Consider the following 14,154-nt stretch of genomic DNA (forward strand, 5'->3'; position numbering starts at 1 on the left):
AGTCTGTGTGCGTCGAAAGGAAGTCAGTGGCTAAGAAGAAGTCTAGCAATGAGCCAAAGCTCACGGACGAGCTCCAGGCGGTTGTGGATAAGCTCGTCGGCCAGTCGGCCAAGTCCGCCAAGCAGGTGAGCGAGGACGATGTCCAGCTCGCCCTTGCAGACATTGACGTGGATGACGACGAGCTCTCTGACATCTACGACTCCATCCGCTCCAGGGGCGTCGACATCGTGAGCGCCGACGAGTCCGAGGGCGTCCCCGTCGCCGTAGACGATGACGACCTCGACGGTGATGACGACCTCGACGGTGACGACGACCTCCCCGAGGACGAGGACGGCGATGACGACGAGGTGAGCGAGGCGCGCGCCGAGGCCCGCGTTGCCAACGAAGTCCTGCGCTCGGCGCCCAAGCCCAAACCACGCAAGCGCTCCAGCCGTGCGCGCGCACGCCGCACGGACAACGCGACCGTCATGCTTACGGGGGACCCCGTCCGCATGTACCTCAAGGAGATAGGTAAGGTTGACCTCCTGACCGCCTCCGAAGAGGTGCACCTTGCCATGAAGATCGAGGCAGGCTGCGAGGCGAGCGACAAGCTCGAGGCGGCCGAGATGGGCGAGATTGAGCTCACCCGCGCCGAGATGCGTCGCCTCATGCGCATCGAGCAGGTCGGACTCGAGGCCAAGCAGGCCCTCATCAGTGCAAACCTTCGTCTGACCGTCTCCATCGCCAAGCGCTATGTGGGTCGCGGCATGCTCTTCCTGGACCTGATCCAGGAGGGCAACCTCGGCCTCATCCGCGCCGTCGAGAAGTTCGACTACACCAAGGGCTTCAAGTTCTCGACCTACGCAACCTGGTGGATTCGTCAGGCCATCACGCGCGCCATCGCAGACCAGGCCCGCACCATCCGCATTCCGGTCCACATGGTCGAGACTATCAACAAGCTGGTTCGCGTCCAGCGTCAGCTCCTCCAGGACCTTGGCCGCGACCCCTCTCCCGAGGAGATCGGCGAGGAGATGGGCATCTCCGCGGACCGCGTGCGGGAGATTCAGAAGATCAGCCAGGAGCCCGTCTCCCTCGAGACTCCGATCGGCGAGGAGGAGGACTCCCAGCTGGGGGACTTCATCGAGGACTCCAGCGCCGTAGCGCCTCCTGACGCCGCAAGCGACTCCATGCTGCGGGAACAGCTCGAGCAGGTCCTTGACAGCCTTGCCGACCGCGAGCGCAAGGTCATCAAGTTCCGCTTTGGCCTCGAGGACGGGCACCCTCGCACGCTCGAGGAGGTTGGCCGGGAGTTTGGCGTCACGCGCGAGCGCATCCGCCAGATCGAGAGCAAGACCCTGGCCAAGCTGAGGCATCCCTCTCGTTCGGGCAGGCTCAGGGACTACATGGAGGAATAGCATCCGCACCGCCTTTCTCGTCATGTCAGGCGCGCCCCACGTCACGCAAGGCGTGGGGCGCGCTCCCATGGGGGCCCGATCGAAATTTCTCAAATTGACCCTTGCGCCACGAAGCGATTCCGCTATAGTTATCAAACGTGCGAACGCGCACGACATATTCCCCGGTGGCGCAGTGGTAGCGCAGCTGACTGTTAATCAGCGTGTCGCAGGTTCGAATCCTGCCCGGGGAGCCAGGCAGCTTCTGGGCGAACCCTTCCGATGGTGAATCGGGCAGGTTCGCCCTTTTTGCCGTCGTAGCGCATGACTACGACCACGTCCTCCTCGGACATGACCACCTGGTGGACGAAGGCATCGAGGATCTGGGCGTCCGACATCGCCCCCGCGCACTGGAGGAAGTCCGCGAAGTCCTCGGGGTCTATCTCGGGCACCGCAGCCTCGTCCAGGGCCGCCTGGGCGTCCCTGCGGCGCGCCTCCAGCGCGCGGATGCGCTCCTGAGCCTGCGGGTGCACCACGCCCGCCTCGATGGCGTCCATGATGTGCCTGAGGCCGTCCTCTGCGGCCCTCAGCTCCCGCCGGGCGGCCTCCATGCGCCCGCCCGACTCCGAGGACCTCCCGGCCTCGAGGATGGCCCTGGCGAGCCTCAGGGCCTCGCTGCGGTCCCCCATGGCGGCGCGGAACCTCCCGGCCACCTCGGGCTCCAGCCAGTCGCGCCTGGCGGGCCTGACGCCGCATCTCTTGCAGCCGTAGTACTCGTACTTGACGTTGCCCCTGCCGCGCCCCGAGAGGCCCACGAGGCCGCGACCGCAGGAGGCGCATATGGCCTTCCCCGACAGCGCAAAGTCGCCCCAGTCCTCGTCGGAGCGGACCTTGCGCGCCCTGACGCGCTGGCACCTGTCGAACGTCTCGCGGCCCACTATCGACGGCATGCCGCCCTCCATCCTCACGTCGTCCCACACGTATGTCCCCACGTACTTCTCGTTCCTGAGCATCTGCTGGACCATCGAGGGGCCGCATGGCCTGCCGGTGTAGGTCGTGACGCCCCTGCCGGCCAGCTCGCGCGCGATCGCGTTGCAGGACATGCCCGCGAGGCGCATCTCGAAGGCGTCGTTGACGTGGCGCGCCTCCTCCGGGACCACCTCGTAGCGCCCGTCGCCGCCGGTGCGGTAGCCGTAGACGCGCACGCCGTTGGTGAGGCACCTCAGGGCGTTTCCGCGCATGCCGCGCCTGACGCGCGCGGAGGTCTTCGCCGACTCGCACGCGGCGAGCCCCTCCAGCAGCTTCTCGTAGATGATGCCCTCGGGGGAGTCGGGGATGGCCTCCATGGCCGAGACGAGGCGCACGCCCTTCGAGGCCAGCTCGCGCTTGTAGGCGGGGGCGTCGTAGGGGTCGCGCGAGAAGCGGTCCATCATGTAGACCACGACCACGTCGGACTCGCCAGCGTTGCCTATCATGCGACGGAACTCCGGGCGCTCGTCGGTCCTGCCGCTCATGGCGTGGTCGCAGTACTCGGCCACGACCTCGTAGCCCTCGCGCCCGCACCACTCGCCGCAGACCCTCAGCTGGTCGTCGATGGACGCCTCGCGCTGCTTGGAGCAGGAGAAGCGGGCGTATATCACGGCCTTCTTCGTCATGCCCAAGCCGCCTCTCGCGGCTCCCTGACAATGTGCCTACGCATTCGAACCCCAATCTCGGAAGGTGCCTGCAAAATGAAGCCGAAGGACGCCCGCAGCCGCAGGACGCCCGCCGTTGGCGACGAGCTGATAGACATGCGTCCCGGCAGGGGCGAGCAGCGATGGCGCATGACGAAGGTGAGCGAGGGAGAGGGGAGGGTGAAAGTCCTCGGCCTCCTGAACGGCGTGAGGCGCCCCCACGTCGTGCTCGAGCCCGTCGGCCAGCCCAGGCGCATCACCGTCTCCGTCAACGACGAGGGCGTGCTGGAGGGGCTGTGGCTGGCGCCTGAGTCGTGCCATTAGCGGATGCGCAGCTATTTGAACGCCTTCCGCAGCAGATCCCAGGCGCTCACCGTCGTGCGCTCGTAGATCGCCGACTGCACCTTGCGCTTCGGGTGCAGCCACCCCATGCCCCTCTTGCCGTAGCCGGGAACCACGGCCTTCTTGACTTTGCGGGTCACCTTGCCCTTGGTGCGGGCGCTTATCGACTTCTTGATGCTGGGCTTGCGGATGCCGAACTTCATGCTTTGCCTCTCGTCGCGGATTTTTCGTGCTCAGCGGACGGCCTTGTTGCGTCAGCTGGCAGCGTACTTTCCTGTATCTAGCATCGCCTCTGAGGTTCTCTGCGGATGCGCGGAAAGGATTGTTGGGTTGATGGTGCTGTCCTTTATGACCGCGCTTCCACCAGCGCTAAGGGCATATTCGACCGCTTCATCTATAGAGGCGTCGCTGACGTTGGGGTCGAGCACCCTTGCTGCCACGCGGTAGAACTCTATGACCTGCTCGTATGGCCCGGACGCGTATGCCCTGAAGCTGGAGCGTGAGCTGTAGTAACCCCCGTAGCTCCCATAGTTGACCAGCTGAACGCTGAGATCGCCGCATGTACCGGCGAGCCCAAGAGACCCGTCGAAAGCCTGGAGCCGGAATTCTCTCTTGTAGTGCGTCCCGCTGCTGTCGTGTGGGTCGAAGCGCTCGACAGGCGTTATCGGCGTCTCGGCGATAGCGTTGTACTCGTCAACGAACCTTCCGAGCTGGTCTATCTCCTTAGGCTCCTCCCTCTCGGGCTTTTCCTTGGAGGCTACGGGGGCCTTCCCCCTGTCGTCGCCTTCCGTTGGCTGCGCCTGCTGCTTTCCGCAGTTTCCAAGGGCCGCACTGACGAAGACCAGGGCCACCACGATCGTTGCGAGTCTCTTGCCGAGACCCCCGCGCTTTGGCGGGTCTCCCGCCGCCTTCTTGCCGTCGAAAAGTCCCACGTCTTCCTCCTGCTCAACCCCCAGCTATGGGGGAAAATTAGCTGGCGTCGCCGCGACGCCATTCTCCGCAGCTATCAACCAACGCCCTCAACAGATGGAGAACGGAGTGACGCAGGTCGCTGTCTAACGCCTCAAATAGTCCAATGAGTTCGCGTTGCTCGGAATCCAGAGATTCATTTTCCGCGTGTTTTGGTTCCAATCGCACCTCTCTCTCGTCATGTGGCTATGCGGTCTCCTCGGATGCCGCCTGAAACCAGACCACCGTCCCCATCAGCCTCACGTCAGCGTCTTCTCCGGTAAATACCATGTCCTCGTAGTCATCGAACGAGTCGGCGACAAGTATCAGGCTCGATTGGCCCTTGAGATACCTGCGAAGCACCGACTCGCCCGGAGATGGCTCTGCAACGACGGCGCAGCCATTCCACGGCTCTAGGTCTGGGTCAACCATCACGAGGCAGCCCTCTGGGTATGATCGATTCATGCAGTTGCCCTCTACACTGAGCATGAATGCCCTGGGATGGTTTCTGGCGACGCTCTCTGGCACTTCCACCTCACGCTTGTCGAGAATCTCCTCCATGGCGTCACCCGCGTGCGTCGAGCCGAGCACAAGCAGCGGGACCATCCCTGACGCGCCTGCAAGTGACAGCGACCCAGCCGGCCGCTCCTCGGCGACGATGTCTGATGTTGACACGCCAAATACTCCAGCGAGCTTCTGGACCATTCCCATGCGTGGGCTCGACCATCCGTTCTCCCACTGTGTGACAGTAGACCGGGCAACACCAAGCCTGTCTGCCAGCTCGTTCTGAGTCAGGCCGATGGAGTCCCTGAATCGCTTTATGTTTGATGAGACGGACATATCTACTCCTCTTGTCAATCTTTTAGAACATTTTAGGCGATTTAACTTGACCAAACCATGTTTGATTAACTAACATGTTCTTAACGAAAGGAGGAGGCGAATGAGGTCACTTAAGGACGTTCGCCAAGAGCGAGGCGTCAAGCAAAAGGCAGTGGCAGACTACCTTGGAATCTCCCGTCAGACTTACAACCGCTACGAAACCCAGCAGGAAAAAATGACGATTGAGCAGGCGAAGAGTGTTTGCAAGTTTCTACACTGCAGTGTCGCCGATATTTTTTTGCCGCAAGAGGTCAATTAAACAAACATTTATTGAGAGGCCAATCAGATGAACGAAGAGAAGGACGAGGAGCCCTTCGAGCCGCTGACCTACGAGGTGTGGTTCGCGTCGCGCGTCATCGCCCTCTACCGCGAGTGGGTCAAGGCTGGCAGGCCCGGGCTTTGAGGTGGACCACCGGGGACATCGGCTACTTGGAGCGGCACGCCCGCGAGGGCGCGGCTGCGGTGGCGCATGCCCTTGGGAGGTCCAGGGCCTCGGTCGTGTGCCAGGCCCACCGGTACGGCATCTCGCTGCGCCGCTCGTGGCAGTGCCCGAGGTGCGGGCGGGTCACCTACAGGCCCCTCTCGCAGGACACGGGATGGTGCTCCTGCTGCACCAAGGAGAAGCGGGTGGGCGAGATCGCCGAGCAGGTCAGGGAGATGGAGAGGGAGGTGATGCGGGAGAGGGACATGAACCGGGAGAGGCAGCGGCTCTACTCGCGCAAGAGCCGCGCCAAGAGCAGCCTCAAATCGATGAAAGAGAAATGACAGTAGGCGCGAGCTGCGGAAACGCGAAACGAAGGAGGAATTTGTGAAGAGAGTGAGAAGAGAGGCGGGCACCCCCAACCACCAAGTCACGGGAGCCCGCCACGGCAACGAGGCCACGCTGAGGATATCACCCGCGCGAGACCGCCGCGAGGTCTTCCTCTGCGGCCTGCTCCTGGGCCTCGGCCTTGGCGCCATGGCGCTGGCTGCGGTCGTGTGGCTCTGGGCGGTCCCCACGGTGGGCGCGGCCCTCGTGGCGATGCAATGAGCCGCAGCAGGACGAGCGCCCGGAAGGCCGGGGCGAGGTTCGAGCGCGAGGTCGCCGACTTCCTGGCGGCGGCGCTCGGAGACCCGTCAATCGACCGCAGGGTGAAGACGGGAGCAAGGGACAGGGGCGACGTTGCCAACGTCCGCGCGAACGGCCTGCGGGCCGTCGTGGAGTGCAAGGACGTGGCGAGGACGGACCTCGCCGGGTGGCTTGGCGAGGCGGAGGCCGAGAGGGCCAACGACGGGGCGGACGTGGGCGTGGTCATCCACAAGCGCCGTGGCGTCTCAGACCCCGGCGAGCAGTACGTGACGATGACGCTGCGGACGTTCGCGGCCATGGCGATTGGAGGGATGCGATGAGGGTCATCAGCGGAAGGTGCGTGGAGAGGCTCAGGGAGGTCGGCGTGGCGCTCGACGGCCTAAGCGAGGCCAAGGCGGTGCCAAAGGGCGGCGGAGAGCCTATTGACCTGACGGAGTTCGCGATGGGGATGCATGAGGGGGTCGCCCTCGCCGTCGGGCTCGTCGACGGGTCGCTGACCGCCGACGCGGAGGCCTGCGAGTACATCAGCGCGGCCATGCACGCATACCTCGACCTGCGCCGCCAGCTCGCGGGTGGGGACGGGAGCGAGCGCGATGGCGAGTAGCGAGACCATCGAGGCCGAGGCCACGCCCATCGACCCGCCCGAGGTTATCTCCGGCGCCGCACGCTGGGTGTCGGAGCAGCGAGAGCGCGTCGAGCGCATCGCCGAGGAGTTCCAGCCGCACGAGATCACGAGCGCCAAGGACTACAGGGACAGCAAGCGCGCCCGCACGCTGGCACGAAACGCAATCAAGGAGGTGGATGACGCCAAGAGGGCGCAGACAAAGGCCCTCAAGGACGCGGTGAGCGCCTTCGAGGCCGACGTGCGCGACCTGCTGACGCCCCTCAAGGGGATAGACGAGGCCTACAGGTCGGCCCTTTCCAGCTACGAGGAGATGGTCATCGACTCCCGCACGCAGGGCGTGGAGGCCTGGTACCTGGAGACGCAGGGGGACATGGCGGCGATGGTGCCCTTCAAGGCCATCTGGGACCGCTACTCGGCCGAGGGCAAGTGGGGCAACTACGGCGCCAACGCCGAGGCCATCAAGGCCGACGTGTACGAGCGCGTGGGCGCCATCGAGCGCGACTGGGCCACCATCGACGCCAGCCCCTACGACGACGGCGAGAAGGCCGCCATCAAGGCCAGCTACTGCAAGAGCCTGGACCTCAGCGCCGCCATGCGCGAGGCGCAGGAGGAGCGGGAGCGCCGCGAGCGCATCGCCCAGGTCGAGGCCGAGAGGAGGCGCCGCGCCGAGGAGGCGGAGCGCGCCATGCGCGAGGCGCAGGAGGCCCGCGAGAGGCGGGAGGCCGAGGAGGCTCAGGCTAGGGCCGAGGCCGAGGAGCGCGACAGGCGCGAGAGGCTTGCCGAGGCAGAGGGGGCGCTGCAGAGGCGCGTCGCCACGGGCCAGGAGCCTCCGGCCCCCCCGATGGCGCCACCCATGGCCCCTCCCGCGCCCGAGTCGGTCTGCGCGGTCGCGCTCATGCCGTCCCTGACCGCCGACGCGATAAGGGCCGCGCGCCAGGCGCTCGCCTCGGCGGGCGTCGAGGCCAGCGTGATAGCCCTCACGCCCGAGACCTACGCGAGCGTCACAACCCACATCGAGTGCCTGAGGAGTGCCAATGAGCGGCGCTAGCGAGAGGGCGGAAAAGAGCATCTGGGAGGCCATATCGTCAGCGCAGGCGGACGTGGTCGTGCCCAAGGCCAAGTACAACGCCTTCGGGAAGTTCCACTACCGAAGCTTCGAGGACCTGGTCTCCTCGGTCAAGAGGGCCTGCGCCAAGNGAGGCAGCAGGGCGAGTTCTTCGCCGCCCTCGTGGAGTACGACGAGACGGGCGAGGCCCCCGAGGTCCGCGACGCCAAGGCGGCGTTCGGCGTGGCGCTCTGCCTCTCGCGCATCGACAAGGCAAAGGAGCGCGCCCGCAAGCTGAGCGAGAACGGCAGACGCGGCGGGCGACCGAGGAAAACCAAAGCGAAACCAATTGGTTTTGACGGAGAGAAACCAAACGGAAAGCAATTGGTTTCCGAGAGCGCAAAACCAAACCAAAACCAATTGCTTTCCGAAGGTGAAAACCAAAACGAAAGCAATCCTATAAAGAGTGAGAGTGAGAGTGAGAAAGAGAAGGTTAGCTTTTCTAACGAAAAGCTAACTGTTGCACATCCTGACGGATGTGCTTGTCGGGCAGAGGCCCGACGCAAGGCCACGGCGGAGGAGCGCCGGGAGATCATCGACCACCTCAACGCCATGACGGGCAAGGCCTTCAAGCCCGACACCACGGCCACCACGTCGCTGATCAACGCCCGCTTCGCCGAGGGCTTCACCGTCGCCGACTTCAAGCGCGTCATCGACGCCAAGTGCGCCGACTGGATAGGCGTGACAAGCCGCGACGGCCGCGACATGGGCGAGTACCTGCGCCCCTCGACGCTGTTCCGCCCCACGAACTTCGAGGGCTACCTCAACAGCGAGGCCAGGGCCGACAGGCCCGCCACGGCCCCGGGCTACTTCGTCACCGGCTCCGCCGAGGGCGACCGCGAGCTGCGCGAGCGGATGGGCGGCGCGTGATGGGGGCNGCCTGAGGAGTGCCAATGAGCGGCGCTAGCGAGAGGGCGGAAAAGAGCATCTGGGAGGCCATATCGTCAGCGCAGGCGGACGTGGTCGTGCCCAAGGCCAAGTACAACGCCTTCGGGAAGTTCCACTACCGAAGCTTCGAGGACCTGGTCTCCTCGGTCAAGAGGGCCTGCGCCAAGCACGGCCTCGTGGTCACGCTCAGCGACGAGGTCGTGGCCGTGGGGGAGCGCACCTATGTCCGCTCGACCGCCACGGCGCGCTTCGCCGACGGCGGGGATGGAGAGGCGTCAGCGACGGCCTACGCGCGCGAGGACGAGCACAAGAAGGGAAGCGACGACGCGCAGGTGACCGGCATGGCCTCCTCCTACGCGCGCAAGTACGCCCTCTGCGGCCTCTTCGCGGTGGACGGCGACGGAGACCCGGACGAGGCCGCGCCCGCCGAGAACCCCAAGGGGAGGCAGGCACCCGAGAGCGGCCCCTTCACCGCCCGCTGCAGGACCTGCGGCACGGCCTACACGTTCGCGTCCCGCGAGCAGTACGAGGCCTTCGCGGCCACGGCGACCTGCTGCGGCAATCCGGACTGGGTCGTAGATGCCTAGCGGCGTCGAGGACTACGCCGAGCTCGAGGCCCTCCAGCAGCAGCTCATGGAGGAGGTCGAGAGCATGCGTAGGTCCGGCCTGCAGCTGGCGCGCAACGAGCGCGCCTACCGCAAGGCCCTCGCCACGCGAATGTGGCAGGAGAGGGCGGCCGGGATGCCGGTGACCATCATCGGCGACATATGCCGGGGGGACGAGCAGATCGCGGACATGAAGTGCGCCCGCGACTCCTCCCAGGCGATGCACGACGCGTCAAGGGAGCTTATCAACGCGCTGAAGCTGCGAATCAGGGTGCTGCAGAGCAGCATCGACAAGGAGTGGGCCAACCAGCCCAGATAGGAGAGAGACATGCCACACTCAGCGTTCGCCGTCCAGGGGACCGTCACCAGCCGCAAGGACCGAACCTTCGGCGAGAGCAACACCCCGGTCATCGACCTCGTCATAGCCTACAAGCAGGGCACCAGCCAGGCGGGCAGGGACTACACGCTCAGCGCCCAGGTCGAGTGCCTCAGGGACGCGGTCGAGCAGGCCATGCAGGTGTCCGTGGGCGACCTCGTCAGCGTGAGCGGAGAGGTGTCAAGCAGGGAGACCACCACGCGCGACGGGCAGACCTTCTGGCGCACCAGCGCCCGCGCGCAGACGGTGGTCGTGCTCAGGAGGGCGCAGCAGCCCCAGCAGTACGCGCCGGCGCCACAGTACGCGCCGCAGCAGCCGCAGGCCGCCCNATGGGCTACGTACCGAGCGCCGTGGCGCTGCGCGGCATGACCGTGACGGGCGCCGAGAAGATGGGCAAGCCGCACTTCGGGGCCTACTACGCGGGCTCCGGCGTGCGCACCAACCGCCTCGTCAGGGGCGCGAGGTGCGCCGTCTGCGGGGCGCCCGCGACCAACTCCCACCACGAGCCTCAGGTGGGCATGGGGGGCGGCAGGGCGTCGCTCCCGCTTGCGGGGCACGGTCTGAGGCCGGCCCTCATAGCCCTCTGCGGCAGCGGGACCACGGGATGCCACGGGATGGTGCACGCGGGCCTCCTGCGAATCGCGTGGGAGTGGGACGGAGACGGCTCCGACTGGTGGGAGGGGCGCCTGCCGGGCGACCTCTACGAGGGGAACGCCGCCGGGCTGTACGGGCTGGGCTGCTGGGTCGTGCGCGACCGTGGCGGCAGGGTCATCAGGAAGATCAGGGAGGAAATGTGATGGAAGCGATGACGTGCGAGCAGTACGTCCTCGGCGAGCTGGAGCACATGGCCGGCGAGGTCGTGAGGCTGCAGGACGAGGTGGGGAGGCTCGAGGCGCAGTGCCAGATCCTGCGCGAGGCGGCGGAGGCCGAGGCTGCGCTGCGCAAGGCGGCGAGGGAGGCCCTCTTCAAGGAAGTGGCACGCTACGCCATCGGCTGCGGCGAGGGGGCGACGCTCGAGGATTACCGCGACGCCGTGACGAGGGAATGGCGCGCCGACGCGCTCGGGGTGGGCAGGCAGGACCTCTACGCATTCCTCGACGAGGAGTACCGAGAGGCCTACGACATGGCGAAGGCGAGAGAGGTGGAAGCCGAATGACCAAGCGAATCACCCCCGCGCTGCTGCGCGAGTCGGCAGACGTGGCACGCAAGAACAGAAAGAGTCTCGTCGGATGCTCATACCCTGTGTGCAAAGCCATTTTCGGCGAGGTCGAGGTACTCGATTACGAATACACGGCAGACGCGCTCGCTGCGGCCCTCACCGCCACCGCCGACACCATGGAGCGCGACTACCTGCCCCTGCCCGTTGGCGCGGACGGGGAGCCGCTGCGGCTGGGCGAGACGGTGTTCACGGGCGGGGGGAGCGAGCTCGTCATAGACCGCATCACGTACTACCACGAGGGCGGCGAGCCCGAGATCGGGGCTGCGCCGGACGGCTCGGGCGCGTCAGTCGGGTTCGACGCCGAGGACCTGACCCACGAGCGCCCCGACAGCTGGGAGCGCATCATCGACGACGCCTATAACCTCGGCGGATGGGCCGAGGAGATGGTGGGCGACGGCCCCGACTACTCGACGACTGACCTTGTGGAGCGCTGCCGCAGGCTGGCGGGCGAGTCGTGAGCGCGACGCTCCCGCCCGTCCTGGACGCCTGCTGCGGCGGGGAGAGCTTCTACTTCGCCCGTGGCCACGTCCTGACGGTGGACGCCCACCCGAGGTCGGCGACGCTCTGCGACGGGCGCGTGTTCCGCTGCGAGCCGGACCTGGCGCGCGGCTTCGCGGAGTGCTGGCGCGTGCTCGCCCCGCTGGGGACGCTGGTCTTCAAGTGGAGCGACGTGCAGCTGCCGCTCTCCGATGTGCGCAGGGCGTTCCCGGCCGAGCCGCTCTACGGCAACAGGAGGCCGAGGTCCAGCAAGACGCACTGGGTCGTGTTCGTCAAGGAGGAGTCATGACCGAGGAGCTGGTGCAGGAGTGCGTCCAGAGGGAGGGCGCATGACCCCCGCCGAGTGGGACGAGCACCGCTGGCGCTGGTGCGACTGGTGCCGCCACCTCAGGAGCTGCCCCGTTCAGGACATCATGCTGGCGCACCCCGACGACCCCGCCTGCAACGCCCTGCTCAGGGGCGGGAGGTGCTCGCAGTTCGAGCCGCAGAGGGAGTCGATACGAATCACGTCCAGGGGGAGGGGCGCATGACCGAGGAGCGCGTCTGCGCGGTGACGCCCACCGACAAGGAGACGTGGGACACGGAGGTAAGGGAGCCGGTGGTGCGCTGCCGCGACTGCGAGCACTGCAAGTGCGGGGAGTTCTGCGAAATCCTGCTTCGCGAGTACCCAGTGGCGATTGGCGACGGCTTCACCTACCTGGCACCGAGCCACGCCCGTGTCGCGCCCGGTGACTTCTGCGCGTGGGGGCGGCCAAGGGAAGGCCAGTGACCAAGGAGACAACATGGCAAACCATAACGTAGTTCGAGAGGGAGGACGACCGATGACAGCCGACGAGTGCGTGGAAAGGGCCGAGTGGTCGCTGAGGCAGGCCGAGGGGACCTCCGTTGACGTGCGGCTGGTAGAGGCGATGGCCCAGCAGGCAACGGCAAACGCGCTGCTCGCGCTGGTCAAGGTGCTGCGAGAGCGGAGGGAGGACGCATGAGACCGACAGACGACGAGCGCCGCGAGGTGGCGGCGAGGCTGCGGGACGCGGCAGACGAGAACGCCATCACCGCATGTGGAGGGAGAAGCCTGGTCATAGCCATCGGAAGGATGGTCGGCCACGAAGACATGGCGCCATCTTGGCCGATGGCAACTCTTGGCGAGATGGAGGAAGCCGACCAGCGGCTCTTGCGCCGCCTCGCCGACCTGATAGACCCGGACGGGGGCGACGGCGGTGAGTGAGGCAACGCACGGCGAGCTGCGCGACACGCTGGTCGGTATGGCGGACCTCGCCGGATGGGGGGAGGTCCCCGAGCGCACGTGCCACTTCCGCATTGTCCGCGAGTACGTTCCTGGCAGGCGATTCCGTGGCGACATCTGCGAGTGCGACCAGTGCGGATACCGATGCGCCCGTGGGTTCATCAAGGACGAGATTTTCAACTTCTGCCCCGGCTGCGGCGCGAGGGTGGTGGACGGCGATGTGTGAGCTGCTCCCCTGCCCGTTCTGCGGGGGGACCATGCACGTCCGCTCCAAGGTCCGCTACCGGCAGAACGAGGGGCACCCCGAGGGGACCGTCTTCGACTTCCACCCAGGCATGCCGGAGTCCGGAATCTCCGAGGGCGAGGTCGAGAACACGGTCGACGTCTACGACTGGTCCTTCGGCTTCCAGGCGTGGTGCGGCAGGTGCAAGGCCAAGCTCCCGTACACGTGGGGGCCGTGGCACTCGTACGCCGAGGACGAGCTGGAGACGCTCGACCGCTCCGACTTCCACGGGCACAAGCCCGGCCCCGAGGACGAGACGGCGAGGGAGAGGGCCGTCCGCGCCTGGAACCGCCGCTGCGCCACGGACTCCCTGGACGTGACCAGTCCCCATGGGCAGGAGGACAGAGGGCCCGAGAGGGCGAACGGAACGGCACCACAAGCGGGCGCGTAGCACGCAGCGCCCACCCATCGGAACCAGACAAGAGGAGACGACATGGACACCATGACCATCAACGGCGAGGAGTACGTCAGGAGGGCCGACCTGCCCGCCCAGTACGAGGAGGGCGAGCACGTCTGCGTCATCTGCACGAACGGCTGGATATTCGAGGGCCGCAAGGCCGGCGAGGAGGGCGGCGACCTGCTGCTGTCGGATGCCCACGTCGTGCGCCACTGGGACAACGGCCTGGGCATCGGCGGCATCGCGGACCCCGAGCACTTCGCCGACTACACGCTCGACGCCTGCGGGAGCGTGCGCATCCACGGGCGGGCCGTCATCTCCGTCATCGCCATCCGCGACCTCGCCTAGGGGCTGGTGGGGATGTCTATCGGCGACGGCTACGGCTACGGCTACGGCTACGGATGCGGCGACGGCGACGGATACGGCGACGGCTACGGCTTCGGCAACGGCGACGGCTGCGGCGACGGATACGACTACGGATACGGCGACGGATACGGCGACGGATACGGCAGCGGCGACGGCGACGGCCACGGCTACGGCTACCGAGCCGCCGAGGTAGCGGATGAGATGTAGGTACAAAAGCGCCCGCCACCAGAGGCAACTGGGGCGGGCATGTCCAGAACGGAGACGAAAT

General features: G+C 66.4%; 28 protein-coding genes, 1 tRNA gene and 1 pseudogene. 26 read left to right on the forward strand and 4 right to left on the reverse strand.

Annotation, left to right across the window (positions count from 1 at the left end):
* Nucleotides 1–26: 26 nt before the first annotated feature.
* Together rpoD and CZ375_RS03030 are read left to right on the forward strand one after the other, a co-directional pair.
* Nucleotides 27–1,394, forward strand: coding sequence for an RNA polymerase sigma factor RpoD (rpoD, locus tag CZ375_RS03025; RefSeq protein WP_097677372.1), 1,368 nt, complete (start codon nt 27–29; stop codon nt 1,392–1,394).
* A gap of 158 nt (nt 1,395–1,552) precedes the next feature.
* Nucleotides 1,553–1,627, forward strand: a tRNA-Asn gene (locus tag CZ375_RS03030).
* Here the strand turns inward: CZ375_RS03030 and CZ375_RS08510 are convergent.
* Nucleotides 1,586–3,025 (reverse strand): recombinase family protein, encoded by a 1,440-nt coding sequence (locus CZ375_RS08510; RefSeq protein WP_407668502.1) that lies wholly within the window; start codon nt 3,023–3,025, stop codon nt 1,586–1,588. The two genes, CZ375_RS03030 and CZ375_RS08510, sit on opposite strands and share 42 nt — an antisense overlap.
* A gap of 75 nt (nt 3,026–3,100) precedes the next feature.
* Between CZ375_RS08510 and CZ375_RS03050 the strand changes: the two genes are divergently transcribed.
* Complete coding sequence (locus CZ375_RS03050) at nt 3,101–3,367, forward strand: hypothetical protein (RefSeq protein ID WP_077597833.1); 267 nt, start codon at nt 3,101–3,103, stop codon at nt 3,365–3,367.
* Nucleotides 3,368–3,378: 11 nt separating this feature from the next.
* On the opposite strand, the gene CZ375_RS03055 is transcribed toward CZ375_RS03050, so the two are convergent.
* The 3 genes from CZ375_RS03055 to CZ375_RS03065 all read right to left on the reverse strand — a co-directional run bounded on the left by CZ375_RS03055 (nt 3,379) and on the right by CZ375_RS03065 (nt 5,173).
* Entirely contained in the window at nt 3,379–3,588 is a 210-nt protein-coding gene (locus tag CZ375_RS03055) for a hypothetical protein (protein ID WP_077597834.1), read from the reverse strand.
* A 51-nt stretch (nt 3,589–3,639) separates the two neighbouring features.
* Nucleotides 3,640–4,317, reverse strand: coding sequence for a hypothetical protein (locus tag CZ375_RS03060; protein WP_077597835.1), 678 nt, complete (start codon nt 4,315–4,317; stop codon nt 3,640–3,642).
* 223 nt (nt 4,318–4,540) lie between these two features.
* A complete protein-coding gene (locus CZ375_RS03065) occupies nt 4,541–5,173 on the reverse strand; it encodes a LexA family protein (protein WP_077597836.1) in 633 nt (210 codons plus the stop codon).
* Between the two features lie 97 nt (nt 5,174–5,270).
* Between CZ375_RS03065 and CZ375_RS03070 the strand changes: the two are divergent.
* The 23 genes and pseudogenes from CZ375_RS03070 to CZ375_RS08230 all read left to right on the forward strand — a co-directional run.
* Nucleotides 5,271–5,471, forward strand: a pseudogene (locus CZ375_RS03070) (helix-turn-helix transcriptional regulator); the annotation flags it as partial.
* Between the two features lie 368 nt (nt 5,472–5,839).
* Nucleotides 5,840–5,977, forward strand: coding sequence for a hypothetical protein (locus CZ375_RS08385; RefSeq protein WP_234966828.1), 138 nt, complete (start codon nt 5,840–5,842; stop codon nt 5,975–5,977).
* A gap of 43 nt (nt 5,978–6,020) precedes the next feature.
* Nucleotides 6,021–6,242 carry a hypothetical protein gene (locus CZ375_RS03080; RefSeq protein ID WP_077597839.1) on the forward strand — a complete coding sequence of 74 codons (222 nt, stop codon included), beginning with the start codon at nt 6,021–6,023 and terminating at the stop codon, nt 6,240–6,242.
* Complete coding sequence (locus tag CZ375_RS03085) at nt 6,239–6,601, forward strand: hypothetical protein (RefSeq protein ID WP_077597840.1); 363 nt, start codon at nt 6,239–6,241, stop codon at nt 6,599–6,601. Before CZ375_RS03080 ends, CZ375_RS03085 begins: the two co-directional genes overlap by 4 nt.
* Nucleotides 6,598–6,885 (forward strand): hypothetical protein, encoded by a 288-nt coding sequence (locus CZ375_RS03090; RefSeq protein ID WP_077597841.1) that lies wholly within the window; start codon nt 6,598–6,600, stop codon nt 6,883–6,885. Before CZ375_RS03085 ends, CZ375_RS03090 begins: the two co-directional genes overlap by 4 nt.
* Nucleotides 6,875–7,954: a DUF1351 domain-containing protein gene (locus CZ375_RS03095; protein WP_077597842.1), complete on the forward strand. Its 1,080-nt coding sequence runs from the start codon at nt 6,875–6,877 to the stop codon at nt 7,952–7,954. Before CZ375_RS03090 ends, CZ375_RS03095 begins: the two co-directional genes overlap by 11 nt.
* Complete coding sequence (locus CZ375_RS08515) at nt 7,941–8,249, forward strand: ERF family protein (RefSeq protein WP_143803059.1); 309 nt, start codon at nt 7,941–7,943, stop codon at nt 8,247–8,249. Before CZ375_RS03095 ends, CZ375_RS08515 begins: the two co-directional genes overlap by 14 nt.
* A complete protein-coding gene (locus tag CZ375_RS08110; protein ID WP_143803060.1) occupies nt 8,135–8,881 on the forward strand; it encodes a conserved phage C-terminal domain-containing protein in 747 nt (248 codons plus the stop codon). The genes CZ375_RS08515 and CZ375_RS08110 overlap by 115 nt, the downstream gene beginning before the upstream one ends.
* Before the next feature lie 23 nt (nt 8,882–8,904).
* Complete coding sequence (locus CZ375_RS03110) at nt 8,905–9,486, forward strand: ERF family protein (protein WP_077597845.1); 582 nt, start codon at nt 8,905–8,907, stop codon at nt 9,484–9,486.
* Complete coding sequence (locus CZ375_RS03115) at nt 9,479–9,823, forward strand: hypothetical protein (RefSeq protein ID WP_077597846.1); 345 nt, start codon at nt 9,479–9,481, stop codon at nt 9,821–9,823. Before CZ375_RS03110 ends, CZ375_RS03115 begins: the two co-directional genes overlap by 8 nt.
* 9 nt (nt 9,824–9,832) lie before the next feature.
* Nucleotides 9,833–10,249 carry a single-stranded DNA-binding protein gene (locus tag CZ375_RS03120; protein WP_077597847.1) on the forward strand — a complete coding sequence of 139 codons (417 nt, stop codon included), beginning with the start codon at nt 9,833–9,835 and terminating at the stop codon, nt 10,247–10,249.
* The gene (locus CZ375_RS03125; RefSeq protein WP_077597848.1) at nt 10,210–10,677 is read left to right on the forward strand and encodes a hypothetical protein; all 468 of its coding nucleotides are present in this window, start codon (nt 10,210–10,212) and stop codon (nt 10,675–10,677) included. The genes CZ375_RS03120 and CZ375_RS03125 overlap by 40 nt, the downstream gene beginning before the upstream one ends.
* Nucleotides 10,677–11,036: a hypothetical protein gene (locus CZ375_RS03130; RefSeq protein ID WP_077597849.1), complete on the forward strand. Its 360-nt coding sequence runs from the start codon at nt 10,677–10,679 to the stop codon at nt 11,034–11,036. Before CZ375_RS03125 ends, CZ375_RS03130 begins: the two co-directional genes overlap by 1 nt.
* Nucleotides 11,033–11,557, forward strand: a complete 525-nt coding sequence (locus tag CZ375_RS03135) for a hypothetical protein (protein WP_077597850.1) — start codon at nt 11,033–11,035, stop codon at nt 11,555–11,557. The genes CZ375_RS03130 and CZ375_RS03135 overlap by 4 nt, the downstream gene beginning before the upstream one ends.
* Complete coding sequence (locus CZ375_RS03140; protein ID WP_077597851.1) at nt 11,554–11,886, forward strand: hypothetical protein; 333 nt, start codon at nt 11,554–11,556, stop codon at nt 11,884–11,886. Before CZ375_RS03135 ends, CZ375_RS03140 begins: the two co-directional genes overlap by 4 nt.
* A 40-nt stretch (nt 11,887–11,926) precedes the next feature.
* Nucleotides 11,927–12,127 carry a hypothetical protein gene (locus CZ375_RS03145; RefSeq protein ID WP_077597852.1) on the forward strand — a complete coding sequence of 67 codons (201 nt, stop codon included), beginning with the start codon at nt 11,927–11,929 and terminating at the stop codon, nt 12,125–12,127.
* Nucleotides 12,124–12,366 (forward strand): hypothetical protein, encoded by a 243-nt coding sequence (locus CZ375_RS03150; RefSeq protein ID WP_077597853.1) that lies wholly within the window; start codon nt 12,124–12,126, stop codon nt 12,364–12,366. Before CZ375_RS03145 ends, CZ375_RS03150 begins: the two co-directional genes overlap by 4 nt.
* 13 nt (nt 12,367–12,379) lie before the next feature.
* Entirely contained in the window at nt 12,380–12,580 is a 201-nt protein-coding gene (locus tag CZ375_RS08115; protein WP_143803061.1) for a hypothetical protein, read from the forward strand.
* On the forward strand, nt 12,577–12,822 hold the full coding sequence (locus CZ375_RS03155; protein WP_077597854.1) for a hypothetical protein: 246 nt from the start codon (nt 12,577–12,579) through the stop codon (nt 12,820–12,822). Before CZ375_RS08115 ends, CZ375_RS03155 begins: the two co-directional genes overlap by 4 nt.
* The gene (locus CZ375_RS03160) at nt 12,815–13,066 is read left to right on the forward strand and encodes a hypothetical protein (protein WP_077597855.1); all 252 of its coding nucleotides are present in this window, start codon (nt 12,815–12,817) and stop codon (nt 13,064–13,066) included. The genes CZ375_RS03155 and CZ375_RS03160 overlap by 8 nt, the downstream gene beginning before the upstream one ends.
* Complete coding sequence (locus tag CZ375_RS03165; RefSeq protein ID WP_143803062.1) at nt 13,059–13,514, forward strand: hypothetical protein; 456 nt, start codon at nt 13,059–13,061, stop codon at nt 13,512–13,514. The genes CZ375_RS03160 and CZ375_RS03165 overlap by 8 nt, the downstream gene beginning before the upstream one ends.
* A 42-nt stretch (nt 13,515–13,556) precedes the next feature.
* On the forward strand, nt 13,557–13,868 hold the full coding sequence (locus tag CZ375_RS03170) for a hypothetical protein (protein ID WP_077597857.1): 312 nt from the start codon (nt 13,557–13,559) through the stop codon (nt 13,866–13,868).
* A gap of 12 nt (nt 13,869–13,880) precedes the next feature.
* A complete protein-coding gene (locus CZ375_RS08230; protein WP_077597858.1) occupies nt 13,881–14,093 on the forward strand; it encodes a hypothetical protein in 213 nt (70 codons plus the stop codon).
* Nucleotides 14,094–14,154: the final 61 nt, after the last annotated feature.

This window comes from Olsenella urininfantis (genome assembly GCF_900155635.1).
Lineage (GTDB): Bacteria > Actinomycetota > Coriobacteriia > Coriobacteriales > Atopobiaceae > Olsenella_G > Olsenella_G urininfantis.

Bases quoted from the DNA above. Each gene is read 5' to 3' on its own strand.
- CZ375_RS03135 (WP_077597850.1), top strand. From the start codon at position 11,033: ATGACCAAGCGAATCACCCCCGCGCTGCTGCGCGAGTCGGCAGACGTG.
- CZ375_RS03155 (WP_077597854.1), top strand. From the start codon at position 12,577: ATGAGACCGACAGACGACGAGCGCCGCGAGGTGGCGGCGAGGCTGCGG.
- CZ375_RS03150 (WP_077597853.1), top strand. From the start codon at position 12,124: ATGACCGAGGAGCGCGTCTGCGCGGTGACGCCCACCGACAAGGAGACG.
- CZ375_RS03170 (WP_077597857.1), top strand. From the start codon at position 13,557: ATGGACACCATGACCATCAACGGCGAGGAGTACGTCAGGAGGGCCGAC.
- CZ375_RS03110 (WP_077597845.1), top strand. From the start codon at position 8,905: ATGAGCGGCGCTAGCGAGAGGGCGGAAAAGAGCATCTGGGAGGCCATA.
- CZ375_RS03050 (WP_077597833.1), top strand. From the start codon at position 3,101: ATGAAGCCGAAGGACGCCCGCAGCCGCAGGACGCCCGCCGTTGGCGAC.
- CZ375_RS03095 (WP_077597842.1), top strand. From the start codon at position 6,875: ATGGCGAGTAGCGAGACCATCGAGGCCGAGGCCACGCCCATCGACCCG.
- CZ375_RS03130 (WP_077597849.1), top strand. From the start codon at position 10,677: ATGGAAGCGATGACGTGCGAGCAGTACGTCCTCGGCGAGCTGGAGCAC.
- CZ375_RS03145 (WP_077597852.1), top strand. From the start codon at position 11,927: ATGACCCCCGCCGAGTGGGACGAGCACCGCTGGCGCTGGTGCGACTGG.
- CZ375_RS08230 (WP_077597858.1), top strand. From the start codon at position 13,881: ATGTCTATCGGCGACGGCTACGGCTACGGCTACGGCTACGGATGCGGC.
- CZ375_RS03055 (WP_077597834.1), bottom strand. From the start codon at position 3,588: ATGAAGTTCGGCATCCGCAAGCCCAGCATCAAGAAGTCGATAAGCGCC.
- CZ375_RS03090 (WP_077597841.1), top strand. From the start codon at position 6,598: ATGAGGGTCATCAGCGGAAGGTGCGTGGAGAGGCTCAGGGAGGTCGGC.
- CZ375_RS03165 (WP_143803062.1), top strand. From the start codon at position 13,059: ATGTGTGAGCTGCTCCCCTGCCCGTTCTGCGGGGGGACCATGCACGTC.
- CZ375_RS03085 (WP_077597840.1), top strand. From the start codon at position 6,239: ATGAGCCGCAGCAGGACGAGCGCCCGGAAGGCCGGGGCGAGGTTCGAG.
- CZ375_RS03065 (WP_077597836.1), bottom strand. From the start codon at position 5,173: ATGTCCGTCTCATCAAACATAAAGCGATTCAGGGACTCCATCGGCCTG.
- CZ375_RS03125 (WP_077597848.1), top strand. From the start codon at position 10,210: ATGGGCTACGTACCGAGCGCCGTGGCGCTGCGCGGCATGACCGTGACG.
- CZ375_RS03115 (WP_077597846.1), top strand. From the start codon at position 9,479: ATGCCTAGCGGCGTCGAGGACTACGCCGAGCTCGAGGCCCTCCAGCAG.
- CZ375_RS08115 (WP_143803061.1), top strand. From the start codon at position 12,380: ATGGCAAACCATAACGTAGTTCGAGAGGGAGGACGACCGATGACAGCC.
- CZ375_RS08510 (WP_407668502.1), bottom strand. From the start codon at position 3,025: ATGACGAAGAAGGCCGTGATATACGCCCGCTTCTCCTGCTCCAAGCAG.